The organism is Leclercia sp. UBA7405, assembly GCF_037152215.1.
GTDB lineage: Bacteria > Pseudomonadota > Gammaproteobacteria > Enterobacterales > Enterobacteriaceae > Enterobacter > Enterobacter pneumoniae.
This window is the reverse complement of the sequence record NZ_JBBCMR010000002.1, coordinates 522102-544426: the sequence shown is the minus strand read 5'-3', so window position 1 is coordinate 544426 and position 22325 is coordinate 522102. Positions and strand designations below refer to the sequence as shown.

At 57.2% G+C, this 22325-nt stretch carries 24 protein-coding genes and 1 tRNA gene; 6 read left to right on the top strand and 19 right to left on the bottom strand.

Features of this window, described 5'->3' with window-relative positions; all coding sequences use genetic code 11:
- Positions 1–27 precede the first annotated feature (27 nt).
- On the top strand, positions 28–348 hold the full coding sequence (gene yjdP, locus WFN75_RS14860; protein WP_040077571.1) for a DDRRRQL repeat protein YjdP: 321 nt from the start codon (positions 28–30) through the stop codon (positions 346–348).
- A gap of 159 nt (positions 349–507) precedes the next feature.
- On the opposite strand, the gene phnP is transcribed toward yjdP, so the two are convergent.
- From phnP to WFN75_RS14785, 15 genes are all read right to left on the bottom strand, one after another.
- Positions 508–1266, bottom strand: coding sequence for a phosphonate metabolism protein PhnP (gene phnP / locus WFN75_RS14855; protein WP_336996415.1), 759 nt, complete (start codon positions 1264–1266; stop codon positions 508–510).
- 12 nt (positions 1267–1278) lie between these two features.
- Positions 1279–1713 carry an aminoalkylphosphonate N-acetyltransferase gene (phnO, locus tag WFN75_RS14850; protein ID WP_336996414.1) on the bottom strand — a complete coding sequence of 145 codons (435 nt, stop codon included), beginning with the start codon at positions 1711–1713 and terminating at the stop codon, positions 1279–1281.
- The gene (phnN, locus tag WFN75_RS14845; RefSeq protein ID WP_154298836.1) at positions 1706–2257 is read right to left on the bottom strand and encodes a ribose 1,5-bisphosphokinase; all 552 of its coding nucleotides are present in this window, start codon (positions 2255–2257) and stop codon (positions 1706–1708) included. Before phnN ends, phnO begins: the two co-directional genes overlap by 8 nt.
- Positions 2254–3390, bottom strand: coding sequence for an alpha-D-ribose 1-methylphosphonate 5-triphosphate diphosphatase (gene phnM / locus WFN75_RS14840; protein ID WP_233803213.1), 1137 nt, complete (start codon positions 3388–3390; stop codon positions 2254–2256). The genes phnN and phnM overlap by 4 nt, the downstream gene beginning before the upstream one ends.
- Positions 3387–4067: a phosphonate C-P lyase system protein PhnL gene (gene phnL, locus WFN75_RS14835; RefSeq protein WP_336996413.1), complete on the bottom strand. Its 681-nt coding sequence runs from the start codon at positions 4065–4067 to the stop codon at positions 3387–3389. Before phnL ends, phnM begins: the two co-directional genes overlap by 4 nt.
- Before the next feature lie 9 nt (positions 4068–4076).
- Entirely contained in the window at positions 4077–4832 is a 756-nt protein-coding gene (gene phnK, locus WFN75_RS14830; protein WP_336996412.1) for a phosphonate C-P lyase system protein PhnK, read from the bottom strand.
- Positions 4829–5674 carry an alpha-D-ribose 1-methylphosphonate 5-phosphate C-P-lyase PhnJ gene (phnJ, locus tag WFN75_RS14825; RefSeq protein WP_233803211.1) on the bottom strand — a complete coding sequence of 282 codons (846 nt, stop codon included), beginning with the start codon at positions 5672–5674 and terminating at the stop codon, positions 4829–4831. The genes phnK and phnJ overlap by 4 nt, the downstream gene beginning before the upstream one ends.
- Complete coding sequence (locus tag WFN75_RS14820) at positions 5667–6731, bottom strand: carbon-phosphorus lyase complex subunit PhnI (RefSeq protein WP_336996411.1); 1065 nt, start codon at positions 6729–6731, stop codon at positions 5667–5669. Before WFN75_RS14820 ends, phnJ begins: the two co-directional genes overlap by 8 nt.
- A complete protein-coding gene (phnH, locus tag WFN75_RS14815; protein WP_336996410.1) occupies positions 6731–7315 on the bottom strand; it encodes a phosphonate C-P lyase system protein PhnH in 585 nt (194 codons plus the stop codon). Before phnH ends, WFN75_RS14820 begins: the two co-directional genes overlap by 1 nt.
- On the bottom strand, positions 7312–7764 hold the full coding sequence (gene phnG, locus WFN75_RS14810) for a phosphonate C-P lyase system protein PhnG (protein WP_207292827.1): 453 nt from the start codon (positions 7762–7764) through the stop codon (positions 7312–7314). The genes phnH and phnG overlap by 4 nt, the downstream gene beginning before the upstream one ends.
- Positions 7765–8490, bottom strand: a complete 726-nt coding sequence (gene phnF / locus WFN75_RS14805; RefSeq protein WP_336996409.1) for a phosphonate metabolism transcriptional regulator PhnF — start codon at positions 8488–8490, stop codon at positions 7765–7767.
- Between the two features lie 20 nt (positions 8491–8510).
- The gene (gene phnE, locus WFN75_RS14800) at positions 8511–9290 is read right to left on the bottom strand and encodes a phosphonate ABC transporter, permease protein PhnE (RefSeq protein WP_212478528.1); all 780 of its coding nucleotides are present in this window, start codon (positions 9288–9290) and stop codon (positions 8511–8513) included.
- A 158-nt stretch (positions 9291–9448) separates the two neighbouring features.
- Entirely contained in the window at positions 9449–10465 is a 1017-nt protein-coding gene (phnD, locus tag WFN75_RS14795) for a phosphonate ABC transporter substrate-binding protein (RefSeq protein WP_263616660.1), read from the bottom strand.
- Between the two features lie 23 nt (positions 10466–10488).
- Entirely contained in the window at positions 10489–11277 is a 789-nt protein-coding gene (gene phnC / locus WFN75_RS14790) for a phosphonate ABC transporter ATP-binding protein (protein WP_336996408.1), read from the bottom strand.
- 240 nt (positions 11278–11517) lie between these two features.
- Positions 11518–11853 carry a zinc ribbon domain-containing protein YjdM gene (locus WFN75_RS14785; protein WP_040077554.1) on the bottom strand — a complete coding sequence of 112 codons (336 nt, stop codon included), beginning with the start codon at positions 11851–11853 and terminating at the stop codon, positions 11518–11520.
- 598 nt (positions 11854–12451) lie between these two features.
- On the opposite strand from WFN75_RS14785, the gene crfC reads away from it, so the two are divergent.
- Positions 12452–14803 carry a clamp-binding protein CrfC gene (crfC, locus tag WFN75_RS14780; RefSeq protein WP_336996407.1) on the top strand — a complete coding sequence of 784 codons (2352 nt, stop codon included), beginning with the start codon at positions 12452–12454 and terminating at the stop codon, positions 14801–14803.
- Positions 14800–15678, top strand: a complete 879-nt coding sequence (locus WFN75_RS14775; protein ID WP_046885498.1) for a diguanylate cyclase regulator RdcB family protein — start codon at positions 14800–14802, stop codon at positions 15676–15678. Before crfC ends, WFN75_RS14775 begins: the two co-directional genes overlap by 4 nt.
- A gap of 31 nt (positions 15679–15709) precedes the next feature.
- On the opposite strand, the gene kdgT is transcribed toward WFN75_RS14775, so the two are convergent.
- A complete protein-coding gene (gene kdgT / locus WFN75_RS14770) occupies positions 15710–16705 on the bottom strand; it encodes a 2-keto-3-deoxygluconate transporter (protein WP_040077550.1) in 996 nt (331 codons plus the stop codon).
- 653 nt (positions 16706–17358) lie between these two features.
- Between kdgT and proP the strand changes: the two genes are divergently transcribed.
- A complete protein-coding gene (proP, locus tag WFN75_RS14765) occupies positions 17359–18861 on the top strand; it encodes a glycine betaine/L-proline transporter ProP (RefSeq protein ID WP_046885497.1) in 1503 nt (500 codons plus the stop codon).
- Between the two features lie 30 nt (positions 18862–18891).
- Here the strand turns inward: proP and WFN75_RS14760 are convergent, their stop codons facing one another.
- Together WFN75_RS14760 and WFN75_RS14755 are read right to left on the bottom strand one after the other, a co-directional pair.
- Positions 18892–19845 carry a nickel/cobalt transporter gene (locus tag WFN75_RS14760; RefSeq protein ID WP_233803200.1) on the bottom strand — a complete coding sequence of 318 codons (954 nt, stop codon included), beginning with the start codon at positions 19843–19845 and terminating at the stop codon, positions 18892–18894.
- A gap of 190 nt (positions 19846–20035) precedes the next feature.
- A tRNA-Phe gene (locus WFN75_RS14755) sits at positions 20036–20111 on the bottom strand.
- A 169-nt stretch (positions 20112–20280) separates the two neighbouring features.
- Here WFN75_RS14755 and WFN75_RS14750 point away from each other — a divergent pair.
- Positions 20281–21126 carry an AraC family transcriptional regulator gene (locus WFN75_RS14750; protein ID WP_040077547.1) on the top strand — a complete coding sequence of 282 codons (846 nt, stop codon included), beginning with the start codon at positions 20281–20283 and terminating at the stop codon, positions 21124–21126.
- A gap of 35 nt (positions 21127–21161) precedes the next feature.
- On the top strand, positions 21162–21752 hold the full coding sequence (locus WFN75_RS14745) for a LysE family translocator (protein ID WP_040077546.1): 591 nt from the start codon (positions 21162–21164) through the stop codon (positions 21750–21752).
- Here the strand turns inward: WFN75_RS14745 and WFN75_RS14740 are convergent.
- Positions 21749–22324, bottom strand: a complete 576-nt coding sequence (locus WFN75_RS14740; RefSeq protein WP_040077545.1) for a transcriptional regulator — start codon at positions 22322–22324, stop codon at positions 21749–21751. The genes WFN75_RS14745 and WFN75_RS14740 overlap by 4 nt on opposite strands.
- Between the last annotated feature and the right edge of the window lies 1 nt (position 22325).

Sequence of the window (22325 nt, the reverse complement as noted above, 5' to 3'; positions counted from 1 at the left end):
AGCCAGCCCCTTTGCGAGACTGGCTCTATGAAACGTTACTCTACCGCCCTGATATTTTGCCTGCTGTCTTTCACCAGTCAGCTGGCGCATGCCGATATTGTTGATGACGCCATTGGCAATATTCAGCAGGCGATCAACGACGCCTATAACCCTAATAGCAACCGCAACAATGATGACGACGATCGTTATGATCAGAGACGGCGTAGCGACAGCCGTCAGTATGACGAGCGCCGCAGGCAGCTAGAGGATCGTCGCCAGCGCCTGGATGAGCGTCAGCGCCAGCTTGATGATGACAGGCGTCGCTTAGAGGATGATGAGCGCAGGCTGGAAGAGGATTATGATCGGTGACATTGTGCGGTCTGATGCCCTCACCCCGACCCTCTCCCACGGGGAGAGGGAGGAAAACCGTTCCAACCCTCTCGTACGGGGAGAGGGAGGAAAACCGTTCCGACTCTCTCGTACGGGGAGAGGGAGAAAATCCGTTCCGGCTTTCCTGAAGGGAGAAAACTAGTCCAGCGCCAGCACCATCCCGTCATACCCTGCTTCAAACCCTTCCGGTAGCGGGTTATCCATCATCCACACGTCGAATTGATGATTAATGTGGGTGAGGATCACCTGCGGACAGCCAATGACCTCATTTAGCGCAATCACGGTATTTAAATCGCAGTGGTTGCGCGGCGCTTCATCGCGCGGTGCGTGGCTGCAGTCGATGATAATCACCTGCGGTTGGTTATTGAGTAAGAACTTGACCGTTTTCTCGGGCAGCGTGCTGGTATCCGAAAGCCACGCTACGCGGCTATGGGCGCTCTCCAGCAGGTAGCCAAACGTGAGTCTTGAGTGGTTAAGCGGCAGGGGCGTGACCCGCAGCCCCTGGAGTTCAAAAACCACAAAGGGCTCAAGCGTATGGCTAAAATCCAGCAGTCCAGGGTGTTTAAACAAATCGTCGCAGCCCGCGTCGTCCGGCGGGCCGTAGACCGGTATGGTCGCGCCCACGCCCCAGCGAAGCGGGAACAGCCCCTGAACGTGATCCATATGGTAATGGGTGAGGAGAAATTGCTGGAAGCTGCCCGCGGGCCAGTCATCCATCAGCTGCGGGATCCCCGCATCCAGCAAGGTCACTGCGTCGTTGAATTTGACCACCGCGCTACAGGGACGGCGGCGGTACTCCTCCTGCAAGCGCGCCCGACGACACGCCATGCAGTCGCAACCAAACACCGGTACCAGCTGGGCACCACCGGTGCCTGTCAACGTAATCGTCAAACTCATCACTCACCCTCTCTACAGCGGTTTGGTGAAGCGAAAATGGCTCTGCGTATAGCCTTCACGAAGGTAAAAACGGTGAGCGTCGGTGCGCTTCACGCTGGTGGAGAGCTCTGTCAGTTCCGCTCCCGCCTGGCGGGCAACCTCCTCGGCCCAGGCCAGCAGTTGACTGCCCACCTTCAGGCCGCGCGCCTGCGGCATCACCACCAGCTCCTGGATCTCGCCGATCCAGCGGGCGTGATGCAGATGAAACTGCATATGCAGGCCGATCATGCCGATGACCTGCCCGTCCAGTTCGGCCAGTTGATAGCGCATATTGTGATCCTGAAGATTGGCAAGAAAACCGGCGTGAAACGCCTGGTGATCGAACTCGGCCTGCTTCAGTTCGCAGATCAGGGCGTAAACCTTCTGGGCGTCGTCGGCGGCGGCGGGGCGAAGATGGCAGTCAGGCATGCAGTTTCTCCTTTTGACGGATAAGCGATAAGAAGGTACCGACTGACTGTAGCAAACTTCCGTCGTTATTGAGGAGATGGCAGTCCGCTGGGGTATAGCGCGCCGCGCGCGCCAGTCGCTGCTCTATCTCATGATCCGACTCGCGTCCCCGGCTTTGCAGTCGGCTACGCAGAATCTCTGGCGACACTTGCAGGCAGACGGGCATCAGCGCCGCTTCATAGCGGGCACGAGCCTGCGGCAGGTGGGCGCGTGAGCCATTGACCAGCACGTCAAACCCGGCATGTAGCCACAGGTCAATCTCAATACCGACCCCGTAATAGAAGCCGTTGGCGTGCCAGCTTAGCGCCAGCAGATTTTGCCCGGCGCGGGTAAAAAATTCCTGCTCGCTGAGGGCAATATGGTTTTCACTCCCGGCGTTGGCCGCGCGAGTAATGTAGCGATGCGCCACCAGCAGCTGGGTATGTTCTTGCTGCCGTAACGCCGACAATAAGCTGTCTTTACCTGAGCCCGAGGGGCCCATTAACCAGATAAGTCGTCCCATCAGAACACCCGTTTACCCTGACGCCAGACGTGGTCGATATGGATGTGCTCGCCCTTGCGATGCGCCAGCACCAGATCCGCCCGTTTGCCCTCGGCAATGTCGCCCCGATCGTGAAGATTGAGCGCCGTTGCCGGGTTTTTTGTCACCAGGCGAATGGCCTGAGACAAGGTGAAACTATTGCCTTCGTCATCCGCCACGCGAAAAGCCGCGTCCAGCAGGCTCGCCGGGTAGTAATCGGAAGAGAGAATATCCAGCAGGCCAAGGGAGGCCAGTTTGCTGGCCGCCACGTTGCCGGAGTGCGAGCCGCCGCGTACGATGTTAGGTGCCCCCATCAGCACATTCATGCCGTGCTGGCGCGAGGCGTCTGCCGCTGCAAACGTGGTAGGAAATTCGGCGATCACGCTGCCAAGTTGATGAGATTCGCGTACATGCTCGGGCGTGGCGTCGTCGTGGCTGGCCAACGCGATGTGACGATCCCGGCACAATGCGGCTATGGCGAGGCGATTCGGCTGAGACCACCGTGCTGCAAGCTGAAGCTGTTCTTCTTCGTAGCGGGCCATCTCTTCGTTGTTCAGAGAATATTTGCCCTGGTAGTACTCACGGTATTTTTCAATGTTGGCGAACTGGCGCTGGCCGGGCGAGTGATCCATCAGCGAGACCAGCGAAACCGGCTCGCGCTCTACCAGCTTTTCAAAGAGCGGCAGGGTGGTGTGGTGCGGCAGTTCGCAGCGCAGATGCAGACGGTGCTCGGCACGGTTGAGGCCGCGTTTCTGGGTCTCTTCCACGGCGTTGATCATCTTCTCCAGATTCTCAAGACGATCGCCACCGTCGCGCACGTCGCCAATCGCCACCGCGTCCAGCACCGTGGTGATGCCGCTGGCGACCATCAATGCGTCGTGGCTGCTCATCGCCGAATGGGCGGGCCAGTCGACTTTCGGGCGCGGGGTGAAAAATTTATCCAGATTATCGGTATGCAGCTCAATCAGCCCCGGCAGCAGCCAGCCGCCGTCGCCATCCATCGCCTCCGGGGAGCGGCTCTGGGTTTCGGCAAAGGCGCGGATGATGCCCTCCTGAATTTCAACCGAGCCATCAACGACCTCATTTTCCAGCACCAGTTTGACGTTATTAATAATCATGCGTGGGTCCCCATCGGGTGCAATCTGTCTGCGACGCGATCGCGTACGGCGTCGTCGTGGAAGATCCCGACGATCGCTGCGCCGCGCGTTTTGGCCTGTTCGATCAGTTTAATTACCGCTGCGCTGTTTTTGTTGTCGAGCGAGGCGGTGGGTTCGTCGAGCAACAAAATGGGATAATCGACGATAAACCCCCGGGCAATATTGACGCGCTGCTGTTCGCCGCCGGAAAAGGTCGAGGGGGCAAGGTGCCACAGGCGCTCCGGCACGTTCAGGCGCGTTAGCAGGCTGGCGGCTTTGGCGGCGCAGGTTTCACGCGGCACGCCCAGATCCAGCAGGGGCTGCATCACCACATCCAGAGCTGAGATCCGCGGGATCACCCGCAGGAACTGGCTGACCCAGCCGATCGTTGAGCGACGCACCTCCAGCACTTTGCGCGCCGGAGCCTGCACCAGATCCACCCACTCGTTGTGATGACGAATATGAATGTGGCCTTCGTCCGGCAGGTAGTTGGCATACAGGGAGCGCAGCAGGGTCGATTTTCCGCTGCCGGAGTGGCCATGCAGCACCACGCATTCGCCGTTGCTGACCTCCAGCGAGGCGTGTTGCAGTACCGGCAGGCGCACGCCGCTTTGCTGGTGGAGCACAAAGGTCTTACTCACGTTTTCTACGCGGATCATGTTGGCCTCTTAGTTCTGCAATACCGATGACACCAGCAGCTGGGTGTACGGATGATGGGGATCGTCAAGTACGCGGTCGGTTAACCCACTTTCCACCACCTGACCCTGTTTCATCACCAGCAGACGGTCCGCCAGCAGGCGCGCAACACCCAGATCGTGGGTGACAATTACCACCGCAAGGTTCAGCTCCACCACCAGGCCGCGCAGCAGGTCGAGCAGGCGCGCCTGTACCGAGACGTCCAGCCCGCCCGTTGGCTCATCCATAAACACCAGCTTCGGATGGGTCACCAGATTGCGGGCGATCTGTAAACGTTGCTGCATCCCACCGGAAAAGGTGGAGGGCAGGTCGTCGATGCGCGATGCGGGGATCTCTACCTCCTCCAGCCAGTGCTGCGCCGTGGCGCGGATGTTGCCGTAGTGGCGCGCGCCGGTCGCCATCAGCCGTTCGCCGATATTGCCCCCCGCCGAAACCTGACGGCGCAGGCCGTCCATCGGGTGCTGATGCACCACGCCCCACTCGGTGCGCAGCAGGCGGCGGCGCTCGGCCTCGCTCATGCCGTACAGCGAGGCGCCTTCGTAGAGAATGTCGCCGTTGTGCGGCGTCAGGCGCGCGGAGATCGATTTCAGCAAGGTGGTTTTGCCGGAGCCGGACTCGCCGACAATCCCCAGCACTTCTCCCGGCCACAATTCAAATGACACGTCGCTAAAGCCTTTGCCCGGCGCGTAAAGGTGGGTCAGGTTGTTAACCGAAAGCAGCGGTTTCATTGGCTTTTCGCCTCGCTCTGTTGGCGGCAGTAGTCGGTGTCGGAGCAGACAAACATCCGTTTGCCGGTATCGTCCAGCACCACTTCATCCAGATAGCTGTGCTGCGAGCCGCAGATGGCGCACGGCTCGTCCCAGGCCTGCACCGTAAACGGGTGGTCGTCAAAATCGAGACTCTCCACGCGGGTATACGGCGGGACGGCATAGATGCGTTTTTCGCGCCCGGCGCCAAACAGCTGCAGGGCGGGCATCATGTCCATCTTCGGGTTATCGAATTTCGGGATCGGCGACGGGTCCATCACGTAGCGTCCGTTCACCTTCACCGGGTAGGCGTAGGTGGTGGCGATATGGCCGAAGCGGGCGATATCCTCGTACAGCTTCACCTGCATCACGCCGTACTCTTCCAGCGCGTGCATGGTGCGGGTCTCGGTTTCACGCGGCTCGATAAAGCGCAGCGGCTCCGGGATCGGCACCTGGAAAATCAGGATCTGATCTTCCGCGAGCGGCGTTTCTGGGATGCGGTGACGGGTCTGGATCAGCGTCGCGTCTTCAGTTTTTTCAGTGGTGTTCACGCCCGTGACGCGCTTAAAGAAGTTGCGAATCGACACCGCATTGGTGGTGTCGTCCGCCCCCTGGTCGATAACCTTCAGCACGTCCGCTTCGCCGATTACGCTGGCGGTGAGCTGAATGCCACCGGTCCCCCAGCCGTAGGGCATCGGCATTTCGCGGCCGCCGAACGGCACCTGATAGCCCGGAATGGCCACGGCTTTCAGGATGGCGCGGCGGATCATGCGTTTGGTTTGCTCATCCAGATAGGCAAAGTTATAGCCGCTTAAGTTAGCCATTTCTGCGCTCCCGTTGCAGGCGTTTCAGCAGTTCCAGTTCGGCCTGGAAGTCGACGTAATGGGGCAGCTTGAGGTGCGAGACAAAGCCTGCGGCCTCGACGTTATCCGCGTGGGCCAGCACGAACTCTTCGTCCTGCGCCGGGCCGGCAGCGTGCTCACCGTAGTCCGCTGCCTGCAGGGCGCGGTCAACCAGCGCCATTGCCATTGCCTTGCGCTCGCTCATGCCGAACACCAGCCCGTAGCCACGGGTAAAGTGCGGGTCATCATTTTCCGGTGCGACAAAGCCGTTAACCATTTCACACTCGGTAACCAGCAGTTCGCCGACGTTCACCGCAAAACCGAGCTCTTCTGGCACGATCTCGATGTCGAGGTAGCCGCTGCGGATCTCCGCCGCGAACGGGTGGTTGCGCCCGTAGCCGCGCTGAGTGGAGTAGGCCAGCGCCAGCAGATACCCTTCGTCGCCGCGCATCAGTTGCTGCAGGCGCGACGATCGCGAGCACGGATAGACCGGCGGCGTACGGGTAATGTCGTCAGGTACCGTGCCGGAATCTTCTTCCGCTTTTGCGAGGCCCTGCTTCGCCAGCAGGCTAAAGACGTGCGGAGAGGCTTCCTGCGCGGCATCGGAGGTGGCAAGCGACGGTGCGTCGCCGTTCGCCAGCAGGGTGAAATCGAGCAAGCGGTGGGTATAGTCGTAGGTGGGGCCAAGCAGCTGACCGCCGGGAATATCTTTATAAACGGCCGAAATGCGGCGTTCCAGACGCATCTCCGGGGTACTCACCGGCTCGCTTACCGCCAGTTTCGCCAGCGTGGTGCGGTAGGCGCGCAGCAGAAAAATCGCTTCGACGTTATCGCCGCTGGCCTGCTTCAGCGCCAGCGCCGCCAGTTCGCGATCCGCGATGCCCCCTTCGGTCATCACCCGATCGACGGCGAGGTTTAACTGCTGTTCTATCTGGGCGACGCTCAGCTCGGGAAGCTGTTCATCACCCCGTCGTCTCTGCTCTTGCAGCATGTGGGCGGCGGCAATCGCCTTCTCGCCCCCCTTGACGGCAACGTACATCAGCACACCTCCACGTGGGTGGTTCGCGGGATGGCCAGCAGGCGCTCGCCGCAGGTGAGGATCAGGTCGATACCCAGCGGGAACGGGTGCGGACGCTCGGTCAGCTCATGAATAATGCACTCCGGCAGCTGAGGGGCGACCATGCGCTCCTCGGCAATGCCTGCCCCGGTCAGGCGCAGCATGCGGCCACCGCTCAGGCTGGTGACCTGCAAAATCAACGTGGCGCTGGCCTCTGGCGCCACGGCAGTGCCTTCGCTCAGGGCGTTGAGCTGCTCGTGGCTGATCTGCTCGTCGGCCACGGCGAAGACCGCCTGCTTGGGCTGTTCAACCAGTGGCGCGTTGGTGTGAAAACGCAGGTTCTGACAGGCGATGTCGTTGGTCAGCGCACCGGAGAGCCACACCGGGGTATCGTTGTCGGCCAGCGTCAGCAGCACGCTGGTGGTGGCGAGGTTCAGCGGCAACCAGCCCTGCGCAAGCTGATGCAGCGAGACGATGACGCCCGGCTCGCTCATGGCTTTCAGCAGGCGACGAAAACTTTGTTGGGCATCCTGGACGGCGAGGGTAAAAGCGGGTTGAAGCGTCATGCGTTATCTCCGCGAACGAGCGTAAAGAAGTCGACCCGGCTGGTGTTAACTTCAGCCTGACGCGCAGCAAGGCGTGCGGCGCGGTCAGCTTCCAGCGGGGTAATCAAGGTTTCCATCAATGACTGGAAATAGGGTTGTTCTTGCAGCAGGGCGTCGATAACGGCGCACTGCTCGGCATGATGTTTGTTACGCCCCAGCTGATAGCTGTAACCCAGAGTACCGCTGGACAGGCGCACAACAGCACGTGTGAGGGTGGCGTCACCGGCAAAAAAGCGTTCTCCGGTGCCGCCCATGCGCGCCTGGATCTGCACCAGGCCACTCTCCGGTGCGCGGATCAGTTCATAGGTCGGCGTGAGGGCAAGGGCAGAGACGCGCGCCTGCAACGCCCCGGGGTCGCTATGTGCCAGGACGCGCATCCAGTGCTGACGGGTGGCGGTATCGAAGTGCATTCAGTGCTCCATGGTGAATTCAATCATGTCGGCGCGGGTCAGGCTGACGGAGTACTCCGTCGCGTTGATCTCGCCGTCACGGTGGTTGAGGGTGCGCACGCAGAGCAGCGGAGCCATGTTGGGGATCTCCAGCACCTTGCTCTCTTTTGCCTGCGCGCGGCGGGCGCTGATGCGCGTCTGGGTGCGCTTGAGCGCGATGCCCGTGGCCTCCTGCAGAAAATCATGCAGCGAACCGCTGGCGAAATGTTGCAGCACCGGCCAGAGGGAGAGGTCGGCAAAGTAGTGGTCGATCTGGCACACCGCCACGCCGTTGACCCGGCGCAGGGTACGCAGGTGTACAACGTTTTCACCCTCGGTAATGCCCAGTGCGTCCGCCACGTGGCTGGAGGCCGGGCGTAATACTGAGAGCAGTTTTTCGCTGGTAGGGTGGTTGCCCTGGTCGAGCAGGTTCTGGCTAAAGCGCGCCTGCGCGTTAAGCGGGTAGTCGAACGGGCGCATCAGCACCAGCACGCCGACGCCCTGGCGGCGCTGTACCCATCCGCGCTCCACCAGTTGGTCAATGGCGCGGCGCAGGGTGTGGCGATTCACTTCGTAGCGGTCGGCAAGCTGCTGCTCGGCGGGCAGATAGTCCCCGCAGCGGTAGTGGGTGCGAAGTTCCACTTCGAGCTTTGCCGCAATCTCTTGCCAACGGGTTGGGTAGCTGGTCGGATGTCTGGATAAGTGCATAGAAATCAAAGCCTCGCTTCTCAGATGAAGTGCTTACGCAAACGTTGAGAGAGGAAATCCAGCAGGCTGACGGTGATGATGATGAGTACCATCAGGGCGCAGGTTTGCTGGAACTGGAAACCACGAATCGCTTCCCACAGGGTGACGCCGATACCGCCTGCGCCAACCATGCCGACCACGGTGGCCGAGCGAACGTTGGATTCAAAGCGATAGAGGGAGTAGGAGATAAGCAGCGGCATCACCTGCGGCAACACGCCATACAGAATCTCTTCAATTTTGTTGGCGCCGGTGGCGCGGATGCCTTCGACCGGGCCAGGCTCGATGGCTTCCACCGCCTCGGAGAGCAGCTTGGAGAGCACGCCGGTGGTGTGAATAAACAGCGCCATTACGCCGGCAAAGGGGCCGAGACCGACGGCGACCACGAACAGCATGGCGAAGACCATTTCGTTAATGGCGCGGCAGGCGTCCATCAGGCGGCGCATCGGCTGGTACACCCACCATGGCACGATGTTTTCGGCGCTCATCAGGCCAAACGGGATCGAGAGGATGACCGCGAGGGCGGTGCCCCAGACGGCGATTTGCAGGGTGATGGCCATTTCGCCGAGGTAGTCCTGCCACTGGCTGAAGTCCGGCGGGAAGAAGTCGGCGGCGAAAGTGGCCATGTTGCCGGAATCTTTCACCAGCAGCAGCGGGTCCATTTCCGCGCCCTTCCAGGAGATAACAAGCACCGCCAGCAGGATGGCCCAGCTGATCAGCGAGAACCAGCTGCGCTTTGGCGGTGGGAGAGTGATGGTTTGCATGGTGACTCCTTTATCTGTTCTCCCTCTCCCTGTGGGAGAGGGCCGGGGTGAGGGCATCAGCGTGTGCATTTCCCCCTCACCCTAACCCTCTCCCTCAAGGGAGAGGGGACTGTCCGGTGCGGTTTTTACCCTCTCTCACAGGGAGAGGGAGAAAAGATTTACTGCACCGCTTTATTCACGCTGGTCATCGCGCCGAGCGCGGCGGTCAGGCGGTCGAGATCGTCCAGCTGTGCCTGAATTTCAGACACTTTGCTGCTCTTCTCTTCCTCCTTCAGCCCCTTGTTGTCCTTCACGCCCTGCATCTGTTTAAACAGCGCCAGCTGGCGAATCGGGACCAGCTGCAGGTCGCTTGAGGCGCGGAACGGTGCCCAGCCCAGCTTCTCCAGAACGGCTTTCTCTTCCGGCGTTTTGCCGTAGGCCATAAAGAAGTCGTACACCTTGTCCTTGGTGCTTTCTGAGAGGTTTTTACGCCACACGATCGGGTCGCCCGGGATCAGCGGTGATTTCCAGATCACCTTCAGTTCTTTCAGCTTGTCCGGCGCGGAGGTCTTCAGCTTGTCGAGGTTTTCGGTGTTGTTAGTTGCCACGTCCACCTGCTTGTTGGCCACGGCCAGGGCGTTGGTTTCGTGCCCGGCGTTGACGGTGCGTTTGAATTCGTTGGTGGAAATATTGTTTTTGGCGAAGACGTAATAGCCCGGCACCAGGAACCCGGAAGTGGAGTTCGGATCGCCGTTGCCAAAGGTCAGCTCTTTGCGTTTGGCGAGCATGTCGTTGAGGTTATTGATCGGGCTGTCTTTGTTCACGATCAGCACGCTCCAGTAGCCCGGAGAGCCATCTGCCGCCACGGTCTGCGCAAAGACCTGGCCGTTGGCACGGTCTACCGCTTCCATTGCGGAGAGGTTGCCGTACCAGGCGATGTCGACCTTGTTAAAGCGCATCCCCTGGATGATGCCCGCGTAGTCCGGGGCGAAGAAGGCGTTCACTTTGATCCCCAGTTTGGTTTCCATATCTTTCAGGAACGGTTCCCACTGAGGCTTCAGGTTCTGCTGTGACTCCGTCGAAATAATGCCAAAGTTCAGCGCTTTTTCCTGCTCCTCGGCATACGCCGGGCTTAACAGGGTGCTGATGCTGAACAGGCTGGTGAAGGCCAGCGCGGCAACGGCTTTGTAGCTCATGTACTTTCCTCGGATCGGGTGAATTAAGCAGCCTGCGCGCGCTCTTCGACGCGGTTAATGCTGCGGTAGAGATGGTCAAAGCGTTCGTTATCGAACTGATGGCTTGCGCCATCAAAGAAGACATGTCCCTGACGCAGGGCGACGATGCGCTCGCAGTAGCGCAGGGCATAGTCCACCTGGTGTAGCGTGACCACCACGGTGATGCCGTCGTTCTGGTTGATGTCGCGCAGGGTCTCCATCACGATGCGCGCCGATTCCGGATCCAGTGAGGCGATGGGTTCGTCGGCCAGAATGATTTTCGCTTTCTGCATCAGGGCACGGGCAATGGCGACGCGCTGCTGTTGTCCACCGGAGAGGGTGGAGACGCGCTGGTGGGCGAAGTGGGTCATGCCGACGCGGGTCAGCGCCTGCAGGGCTTCTTGTTTCTGGGAAGGGGAGAACCAGCGCAGACAGGTGCGCCAGAACGGGGTGCTGCCGAGCGCGCCAATCAGCACGTTCTCCAGCACCGTCAGGCGGTTCACCAGGTTGAACTGCTGGAAGATGTAGCCTGTCTGGGCGCGACTTTTACGGATGTCACATGCCAGGCGGCCGGCGCGCTGGACGGTGTTACCCAGCAGCTCGACGTGGCTTTCCGGCGTTTTATCGCAGGTAATGAGGCCGCTTAAATGGCGCAGCAGGGTCGACTTTCCTGAACCGGAAGGCCCCAGCAGCGCCACCATTTCGCCCTGCTGGACGGTCAGATCAACGGCATGCAGCGCCTTATTATGGTTAAAAGACTTACTCAGTTTTTCGACGCGAATGACAGTGTGCATGTGTCGGGCCTCACGATAAATGTGGCCTCATGCTGGCGGATCAATGTGACATTTAGGTTAAGTACTGGTTGCGGGAGTTTGAAGAGTTGAAGCGATGGCGATGACAGGCGATTGCCTCTGCACAAGTGCCGGCGAAGGAGAGGGAGGGACGTAACGGCATAATCGTTACCTCAGGTAAGAGAAGCCCGTTACGTGTCGTTCTCGTCCGCCCGGTAAGCGAAGCCTCACCGGGCGGAGAAATCAGTTCTTTTTGACGAACTCAGATTTCAATTTCATAGGGCCAAAGCCGTCGATTTTGCAGTCAATGTTGTGATCGCCTTCAACCAGACGGATGCCCTTCACTTTGGTGCCGATTTTCAGCATGGAAGAGCTGCCTTTTACTTTCAGATCTTTGATTACGGTAACGTTATCGCCATCGGCCAGCAGGTTGCCGTTCGCATCTTTCACGATCAGTGCGTCACTGTCTGGTGCCGGTTCGGCATCGTTCCACTCGTGGGCGCATTCCGGGCAAATAAACAGACCGTTGTCTTCGTAGGTGTACTCGGAATTGCATTTCGGGCAATGAGGTAGCTGCATGATGGACTCCTGAAATAGTGCGAAGCGGCGGGAGTGTGCCCGCCAAAAACCGACGTATTGTCGAAAAAGGCGGCAAGTATAACGTAAAACCTTACTGTTGTCGGTGACATTGTTTTTATCAAGAAATTTAAAAAAAGTATGGCGGATGACATTTTCTGTCAGTCAATTAAGCGATGCTAACTCCCACATCCAACGGAGTAACGGCCATGATTGAATTAATCAGAATTTTATTGCGGCAAATTGCTACGTACTGCCATTTCGGATAAGGTAAGAGCAGTTTTGCTATTTTTTAGATTTCCCGAACTACCCACACTTTGTTTGGGTAGGGCTCTCCTCCCTCTCATTTTGGGTAGGGGAAATAATAATGATATATCCTGACCTTTCTTAAATTTGAGCTACGCTCTTACTCTTTCGGTTTCCCTGACCGAGGGGCTCGCTCCGTTGTTAATGCATTTTTTAAATATAAAATTTCAACAGCATCAATCGCTTATATTTTAGTGGGGATATTTTCCACATGTAATCAATAAAACCGATTCTTCATTATTAAAATTATTCGGTTTAATAAAATTAAGAAATTTGCGTTAAGGGAAGTTATTGCATGCACACACAAACAATATTTGAATTGAGCCAGGAAGCGGAACGGCTACTGCAACTCTCTTTGCAAAACCTTGAAACCTTAAAAGCGATGCCTGTCGCGGTAATGGACAGTACCACCACGGCGTTGACGGGTGAAAGCAATAATGTCTTGCCGCTGCATTTCAGCGCCCGGGGTTTAGACGCCCAGCAGTCGATGCTGAACAATGAACTGCGCAAAATTACCCGGCTGGAGATGGTGCTGGCGATTGTTGGCACCATGAAGGCCGGGAAATCGACCACCATCAATGCCATCGTCGGTACGGAGGTGTTGCCAAACCGCAACCGCCCGATGACGGCCCTCCCCACGCTTATTCGTCATACGCCGGGCCAGAAGGAGCCAGTGCTGAACTTTTCGCACGTCGCGCCGATCGATACCTTAATTAAGCAACTGCAAATAAAGCTGAGTAATTGCGATCGCGGCAAGCTGGCGCAACAGTTGGAAATTGATAAAGACATGAATGCCCTGCTGGGGCGTATTGAAAAAGGGGAGGCGTTTGAAAAACGTTATCTCGGCGCCCAGCCCATCTTCTATTGTCTGAAAAACTTAAATGATCTGGTGCGGCTTTCCCAGGCGCTGGAAACCGACTTTCCCTTCTCTGAATATGCGGCTATCGAACACATTCCGGTGATTGAGGTGGAGTTTGTTCATCTGGCCGGGCTGGATGCGCATCTCGGACACTTAACACTTCTTGATACCCCCGGGCCGAACGAGGCCGGGCAACCGCATCTGCAGAAGATGCTGGCAGAACAGATCTCCCGCGCCTCGGCGGTGCTGGCGGTGATGGATTACACCCAACTTAAGTCGATCTCCGACGAAGAGGTGCGTCAGGCCATTTCGGCGGCAGGGAGATCAGTGCCGCTCTATGCGCTGGTTAATAAATTCGACCAGAAAGATCGTAATAGCGATGACGAAGAGCAGGTGCGGGCGATGATCTCCGGCACCCTGATGAAGGGGTATATCTCTCCGGGGCAGATTTACCCGGTCTCTTCCATGTGGGGATATCTGGCAAACCGTGCGCGTCACGAACTGGATCAACGCGGTAAATTGCCGGATCACCAGAGCCAGCGCTGGGTACAGGATTTTGCCGAAGCGGCGCTTGGCCGCCGCTGGCGCACCGCCGATCTCGACGACATTGAGCATGTTCGTCACTCTGCCGATCTGCTGTGGGAAGATTCCCTGTTTGAACAGCCGATCCGCAAGCTGATTTATGCCGCTTATGCTAACGCTTCGCTGTATGCCCTGCGTTCTGCATCGCATAAGTTATTAAACTACGCGCAAAATGCCCGTGAATATCTCGATTTTCGCTATCAGGGGCTGACGGTAGCCTTTGATGAGCTACAGCTCAATATCACCCGTCTGGAAGAGGACATGGCCCTGTTACAGCGTCGTCAGGAGTCGGTCAGCGATGAGGTGAGGCATGAAGTCGAAGAGGCGCTCTGCACGGCAGAGGGGTTTATTAACGGGCAGAAGGGGCAAATCCAGCAGGCGATAAGTCAGGTCTTCAGCAGCGATAATCTGCGCGATCTAACCGGCTATGACCTGCGTTTGCGTAGTGATGATCCTGCAGCCGCGGAGCTACTGGTGCTGGAAGATGAAGGCCAGGCGCAGATTGTGCTCAGTAAAATCCGCTCCTCCTGCGAAATGATTCTGCTGGCGGCGCAAGAGCGTATCAGCCGTGAACTGGCTCTGCGTTTCGATCAGCTTGAATCCACCCTGGCGCGCTCGCTGAATGATGCCATGCGCCCCATTGAGACACGTATCAAAGAAGAGTTGAGCCACGCCGGTTTCCGGGCGCGGATCAGCTTCCCGGCCTTCCAGGCCAGCCAGCTTAACTTTAATACCCGCGGCCTGTTTAACGACGTGATTGCCCGTGAGAACCTTCCTGCGAGCCAGGTGGCAGGCACGAGTAGCGTGCGTGAAACGGTCTCTCGCTGGCTGAATAATCCTGGCTGGGGTTGGGATGACTACGTCGTGACACATACCCGTTACGTGATCAACGTGGCTGAGCTGCATGACAAAATTAATCACCATATTGCGCAGTTTTGTGCACAAATCCGTAAAGCTTTGGCCGCGCAGGTCGATGTCTCTGTTACGGCAGGCATGGCGACTTTCTTTGCGGAATTTTCGCTATGTCTTGCAGGATTACAAGAAAGCTTGCGTGATAGCCTCGCGGTGCGCCAGCAGAATGAGCATGCTACCCGGTCGCTCACTCAGCTGCTTTCACAGTGTATCTCCACCGCGACGTGGATTCAGGAAGATACCCGACTGTTACGCGATGATATTCAAACTCTATTCGCGGCAGAGCAACCATGACAAAACAACTACTGGACGGTCCCGGGCGGACGCTGGAGTGTATCCATCCCAAATTTATGGTCGATTTGGTGCAAGGGGTGGATGCCACGCGTCAAACCCCGCTCGTGCCACAGCAACAGCAGTTTCGTGAACGTTTAACCCAGGAGATCATGACGCAGACTCAGCTTCGTCCATGGGCGATGGCGGGAATGTTCAGCGAAAATGCTGCGCTGCGGCTTGGGCTGGCAGAGAAACTGGCGGGCATGTTTGACCCCGGCCATCTTGCGCTTACCCGCATGACACAGAAACTGGACGCATTACGCCAGCACACGGGTCTGCGCAATGCGCCCCCGCCAGGCTTGTTGCAGCAGTACGATACCCTCTCTTCTCATTTCCAGCAGCGTGCGGTCTGGAAAGTCAAAGCGTTAGGCCAGCGTGGATTAACGGTGCAGGCCGGTGAGCATACCGAACAGATCTTTACCCGCTGGCGGGCCGGCCATTACGACGGCTGGTCCCTGGCCGGGCGCGGTTATGTGGCGCTGGAAGAGTTGCGCTGGGGAGCGTTTGGCGACGCCTGCCGGCTGGCCAATGCCGACGTGAGCGCCATGCTGAAAGATGAGCTGCAAAATCAGGTGGCGAACTACCTGGCGCTGGGCATTAATGCGGCACCAGCCACGCGCCATTTTTACCATCAATGGCTTGCCACACCGGCGTCTCCGGGTCTGATCGATCATAAAGATATGCTGGGCTGGCTGGGCGACTGGTGTGATGTGGACCGTCATCCGGTCTGCTGGTCGGTGACGCAAAGCTGGCAAAACGTGGCGCTGGGGATGCCGAGACTCTGTTCGGCGACAAGACTGGCGAAAGCCATGGTAGAAGAGGTCTTCGCAGAGTAAAAACCCTCTCCCGTGGGAGAGGGTCAGTCACTTAGTGGTGCAGCGATTCCACTCTTTGTTCTTCAGCTTCCGGCGCCGGGATGTTACCGAAGCGTCTGGCGTACAGTGCAGTGATGATTGGCACCAGAATCGCGGTGACGATCACGCTGGCCGCAACCAGTGCGGTAGCGGATGCGGCAACCGGTTCAAAGGCTGGGTTAATCTGCGCGATGATGACCGGGTTAGCCACCGCAGCGCCCGCGGCGGATGATGCCGCCACCCCCGCAGTCCCGTTGCCACCGCCAATGACGCGGTCGGCAATAATCAGCGGAATACCGGTGATGATGATCACCGCCACGCCCAGCACGATACCCAGCAGGCCGGTCTGAAGGATCACGTTCAGGTTGATGGTGTTACCCAGGGCGAAACCGAAGAAGGGAATCAGTACCGGCGTTGCTTTGCTGAAGAAGTCACGCAGGTCGTGGTCCAGGTTACCGAGGGCGAAACCGATCAGGAATGGCAGGATGGCGCCAACAAAATGGTGCGCTTCAAACGAGGCCAGACCTGCAGAGCCGAGGATCAGCATGGTCATCAGCGGGCCGGACTCCAGCGACATCAGAACGAAAGCACCGGACTCCTCTTTGGTGCCATACTGGTTCATCAGACTGGCGTAGAGACCGCCGTTGGTCATGTCCATGGCAGAGACGATGGCAAGTACGGAGAGACCCGCAAAGAAGCCCGTCTGGATCCCATTCTCTGGGATGAACATCGCGCAGAGCATCGCCACAATCCATGCAACGGCAATTTTAGTCAGTACCAGCGTGCCGGACTTACGTAATACCGTTCCGGTTGCACGTAAATTAATGGAAGCACCGATACAGAAGAACCATACCGCCAGGATCGGCACCGTACCGGTAATCATACCTTTAGTGAATCCACCGAAATAAGCCCCGGTGTTAGGCGCTAAGGTATTTAAAATGGCACCCAGCACCAGCGGAACCAACATCATCCCACCGGGAATGCGCTCAATCGCGGCTTTAATTTTCATCGTGTACCCTCGCATCTCATCACGCATCGCCGGCGGACAAGTTAGAAACCAATAATTTAATGAATTCAACGCATTGAGGGCTTTGTGCGCCTGGCAATCCGTTATTCATACAGCAAACATAATTCGGTTTGGGTTTTGGCCTTCGACTGAAAGCATTTAAACCCTGTTGACCAGACTTATGATGCGATCGATGGAATGGCGATTCAATGAAAATAAAACAGTGTTTTAGTTATCTGGATCACATATTTTTCGGAAACCGATCGGCGCCCTTTTGATTATTAAAATTGCTGTAAATTGGATGTGAAGAAATGTCGTTTATTTTTTGTTTTCGTGTGAATAATAACTTAAGGAATGATATTTAAGAGGTGGGGGTTGAGACGTATCTCAATTGAGAAAATTGACCTTTCATTACGTAGGCTTAAGGTCGCTAAATATATATGTGAAGTTGATCACAAATATAAACGCTGGTAGGGTAAGGAGGTCATTAACTGCCCAGACAGGCGTCAACAGGTTCGGTTGTACTGACTTTGAACGTCAGTGTAAGTAAACCTGCTACGCTTGAAAGAGGAGAATGCGCACGATGCGCTTCCCGGGTCCACAAGGTGCTCTTAAAGCACTGTGGTAAGGACAGGGCTTAGTCTACGAGGTTAGCAATGCTTAAAAGGAAAAAGGTTAAACCCATCACCCTGCGTGACGTCACTATCATTGACGACGGTAAATTGCGCAAAGCGATAACCGCGGCTTCGCTCGGTAACGCAATGGAATGGTTCGATTTTGGCGTGTATGGCTTTGTGGCCTACGCGTTAGGTAAAGTATTCTTCCCCGGCGCCGATCCTAGCCTGCAGATGATTGCAGCGTTAGGTACGTTCTCCGTTCCCTTCTTAATCCGCCCGCTGGGTGGTCTGTTCTTCGGGATGCTTGGCGATAAATATGGTCGCCAGAAAATACTCGCGATTACCATTGTTATCATGTCCGTCAGTACCTTCTGTATTGGCTTGATACCGTCGTACGCCAGTATTGGTATCTGGGCGCCCATCCTGCTGCTGCTGTGTAAGATGGCCCAGGGCTTCTCGGTCGGTGGTGAGTACACCGGCGCGTCAATCTTTGTAGCTGAGTATTCGCCGGACCGTAAGCGTGGTTTTATGGGAAGCTGGCTGGACTTTGGCTCCATCGCAGGCTTTGTGCTGGGTGCGGGTGTCGTGGTCCTGATTTCCACCGTGGTGGGTGAAGCGAACTTCCTGGAGTGGGGCTGGCGTATCCCGTTCTTCCTGGCGCTGCCGCTCGGGGTGATTGGTCTCTATCTGCGTCACGCGCTTGAAGAGACTCCGGCTTTCCAGCAGCATGTCGAAAAGCTGGAGCAGGGCGATCGCGAAGGATTGCAGGAAGGGCCTAAAGTCTCGTTTAAAGAGATTGCCACTAAACACTGGCGTAGCCTGCTGACCTGTATTGGTCTGGTGATCTCCACCAACGTGACCTACTACATGCTGTTGACCTACATGCCGAGCTATCTGTCGCATAACCTGCACTACTCGGAAGATCACGGCGTACTCATTATCATCGCCATCATGGTGGGGATGTTGTTTGTGCAGCCGATTATGGGCCTGCTGAGTGACCGTTTCGGTCGTCGACCGTTCATTATTCTCGGCAGCGTTGCTCTGTTCGCGCTCTCGATTCCGGCCTTTATCCTGATCAACAGTAACGTGCTGGGGCTGATTTTCGCCGGTCTGCTGATGCTGGCGGTGATCCTGAACTGCTTTATTGGCGTGATGGCATCCACTCTGCCGGCGATGTTCCCGACGCATATTCGTTATAGTGCCCTGGCGGCAGCGTTTAACATTTCAGTGCTGATTGCCGGCCTGACGCCGACCCTGGCGGCCTCGCTGGTAGAGAGCACGCAGAACCTGATGATGCCTGCCTACTACCTGATGGTGATTGCGGTCATTGGTCTGGCGACCGGTCTGACCATGAAGGAGACGGCGAACCGTCCTCTGAAAGGCGCGACACCGGCGGCATCGGATATTGCGGAAGCGAAAGAGATCCTGCGCGAACATTACGATAACGTCGAGCAGAAGATTGAAGATATTGACGCCGAAATTGAGGCGTTACAGAAAAAGCGTTCTCGCCTTGTTGATCAACATCCGAGAATTAATGAGTAATAAAAAACCCGGCGCAAGCCGGGTTTTTTATTAGCAGCCAGCGGCGATAAAGTCGCCGTCCGCGCTGATAGGGATCACCGTTAAAAAGAGCACGACGGCAAACAGAATAAGCACCACGCCTCCGGCTATCCTGGCTGCGGGCGCCAGCCAGCGTAACGATGCAGGGCTATCAAACAGCGCCACGGTGCGCTCACGGGCATAACGTACCGCGAGGGACAGGCCCATAATGGATAACGCGGTACCAAGCGACATGGTCATGACCGCCGCCATTCCCCAACTGACAATCCCCAGCGCATTCGAGAACAGCAAAATCATGATGGCGCCGCTGCAGGGCCGCGCACCAATCGCCAGAATCACACCCAGACGCGTTTTCCAGTCGCCTTGCGTCATCCCGGCCCCTACGCCGTGATGGCCGCATCCGCACTGGTCACTGTGTTCGTGCAGCGGTTTGATGGCAAAGAGGGTCATTTTGCGGGGCAGCAAGCTTTTTAGCGCCTGATAGATGATGAAGGCACCGAATGAACCGATCATCACGGCGCTGATTTTCTCGACGTACCAGCGGCTGGTGCTGAGATCGCCAGACGCCATATTCAGGCCGACGGCGAGGATAAACACAAACAGAATGGCGCTGACGCCCTGCATCAGGCTCCCGAGAAACGGCACCACGCGAGATGCCCGCTGGCTCTCGGTATTGGTGCTGAGCCAGGTGGTGACGATAAATTTGCCATGCCCCGGGCCGATAGCGTGCAGCACGCCATAAAAAAAGGCCCCCGTCAGTAGCCATAGCCCGCCGCTGAACTGATGGTTATTCAGTTGCAGCAGATACATCACCAGATAACGATGCAGCGTGATTTGGGTGGCGAGGCACCACTGGATAAAATCGTTCCAGTGAGTGTGCAGCGTGAAGCCAGCAAAGAGGACTATCAAGGCCAGCAACCCTGCCGTGGGCAATCGCCAGTCGCGCGTTAGACGGTATGTATTCATAAGGAAGCCTGCGGGTGAGTGTGGCTGAATTATAGCAAGCGCAGAATGAGGGGAGGATGGGTATTTCGTGATGGCTTGCCAGGGACTTATGTAGAAAGCGTGGAATCGCGCGCCTGTCGCACTGGTTCCGAAGGGGAGAGTCCGCTTTCAGAAAGCAAAAAACCCGCCATAGGCGGGTTTTTCTAAATAGTGGTGCCCGGACTCGGAATCGAACCAAGGACACGGGGATTTTCAATCCCCTGCTCTACCGACTGAGCTATCCGGGCAACGGGGCGCATTAAACCGCAATCGCGTAACGCCGTCAACCCTATTTCGGGAAAAGCTGTTCAACTGCTTAAGATTACGGCAATCTGGCGGTTTGCGCGTCGCATTTGCACAAATCTTCCAGACAGGCGCGCAAGGCCAGGCAATGCTGGCGGTGAAAGAGGGGGAAGTATGGCGAAAGACTGGCTTGAGCTACGTCAGCATGCAGAAACGGGTATCGAAACGATTAAGGCGCACTTTGAAGGGCACGCCTTCGATCCGCACTGGCACGACAGTTATCTGGTGGGGATTACTCTCTCCGGCACGCAGCAGTTTCACTGCCGTCGCGAGCGTTATCATAGCCGTCCGGGCGATGCGTTTCTGCTTGAGCCGGGGGAGATCCACGACGGCGATGCGCCCGTAGAAGGCGGCTTTACCTACCTGACCTTTTATCTGGATGAACGATGGCTGACTAACACCCTGCAGGGGTTGTATGAATCTACGCCTGGCAGCTATTCGCTGCACTTTCCGCAGACGCTGACGCGCGAGCCACATCTGGCGCTCGCCATCGGTGAAACCTTCTCGAGCCTGCATAACGATGAGATGAAAATCGTGCAGCAGAGCAGCATGGATACCCTGCTGGCGCAAATCACCGCCCACTGCCACTGGCGTAAAAAAGTCCCTTCCCAGATACAAAGTGCCGCTATCGCTCACCGGGCGAGAGATTATCTCTTCGCGCATATGGGCGAAAATATCGGTTTAACCGATCTGGCACGTGAAACAGGCACTGACCGTTTTACTTTGACGCGCAGCTTTAAACGCGAGTTCCACCTGGCTCCTCACGCCTGGCTTATCCAGCTGCGTCTGGCGAAAGCGCGTCAGCGTCTGGCACAGGGCGAGCAGCCGGTTGATGTAGCCGCGGCGCTGGGCTTTTCCGATCAAAGTCATCTGGGACGCTGGTTCCAGCGAGCCTATCGCATCACGCCTGCCCACTACCGGCGTTTGTGCACAAACCTTCCAGATCTTTCTAAAAAATAGCGGCACAGTCAGAGCTCTATAATAAGGAGCCACCTGTGAATTTGATGCCATTTCTGCTATTTGCTTTCGTCGCCTCGATTACCCCCGGGCCGACTAATATTCTTGTGTTTACGCATAGCCAGCAACATGGCGTTAAATCCACGCTTCCTGCGCTGGTGAGCGCCTGCGCTGCGGCCAGCGCGATAGTCCTGATCTCCGGTGCCGGAGCCGGGGAGATCCTGCGTCAGTCTCCGCTGATACGACAGCTGATGAGCTGGGCCGGGGTGCTCTGGCTAAGCTGGATGAGCTGGCAGTTGTTTCGCGCGCCGGCGACTGATATTTCCGGACGCTCGCCTGTGCGGTTTACCCCGCGAGCGGCTGCGCTGCTGCAGGTGGTGAATCCCAAAACCTGGATGATGGCGCTGGCGGTGGTCACGCTTTTTGCCCCGGCCGGGCGGAATGGGTTGCACGATGTGGCGCTCATGGCCTTCTGGTTTTTACTGATTTCTATCGCCTGCCTGATGTGCTGGGCATGGCTGGGAAAGGCGGTGACCCGTCTCTTTCGCACCACCGTTGCGATGGTGCGCTTTCAACGGCTGATGGCATTGTGCCTGTTTATTTCAGCCTGGGCGGGAATACTGGCTTAAGTGAGCGCCCCGCCTTTGCGGCACTGAGCAAAGTGCAGGATATCCTCTGCCAGGCGTTGTGCGGTATCGACATCGGCCTGGCTACGGTTGACCATCATACGGCTCAGGCACCCCTCCAGCACCAAATCCATCTGCTTTGCGACCATCGCCGGATCGTCCACTTCCAGGGTGGTAAGCAGCTCATGAGTAAAATCATGGGAAGCGCGCTTTTGCTGATCGGCCAACTGATGGATAGGGTGGTCTGGATCCGGGAAGAAGGTACAGGCGGCAATAAACAGACAGCCGGGATAGCGGTGATTACGCACGCACTCAGCGAGCGCGTTATAGCGCGCCAGCAATTTTTGCTCGGCGCTGAGCTCGTCGTTGAGCCGCAATTGCGTGCGCCAGGTATCGACCTGCTGGCTAAGATAGCGCAGCGCATCGTATAGCAACGCCTCTTTATCAGGCCAGAAGCGCATCAGCTCATCCAGCGGATAATCCACCCGTTCGGCGACCATCTCCAGCGTCGTGCTGGCTATTCCCTGGATCTCAAGTAATTGCAGGGTTTCTCCCAAAACATCTTCGCGTTGCATG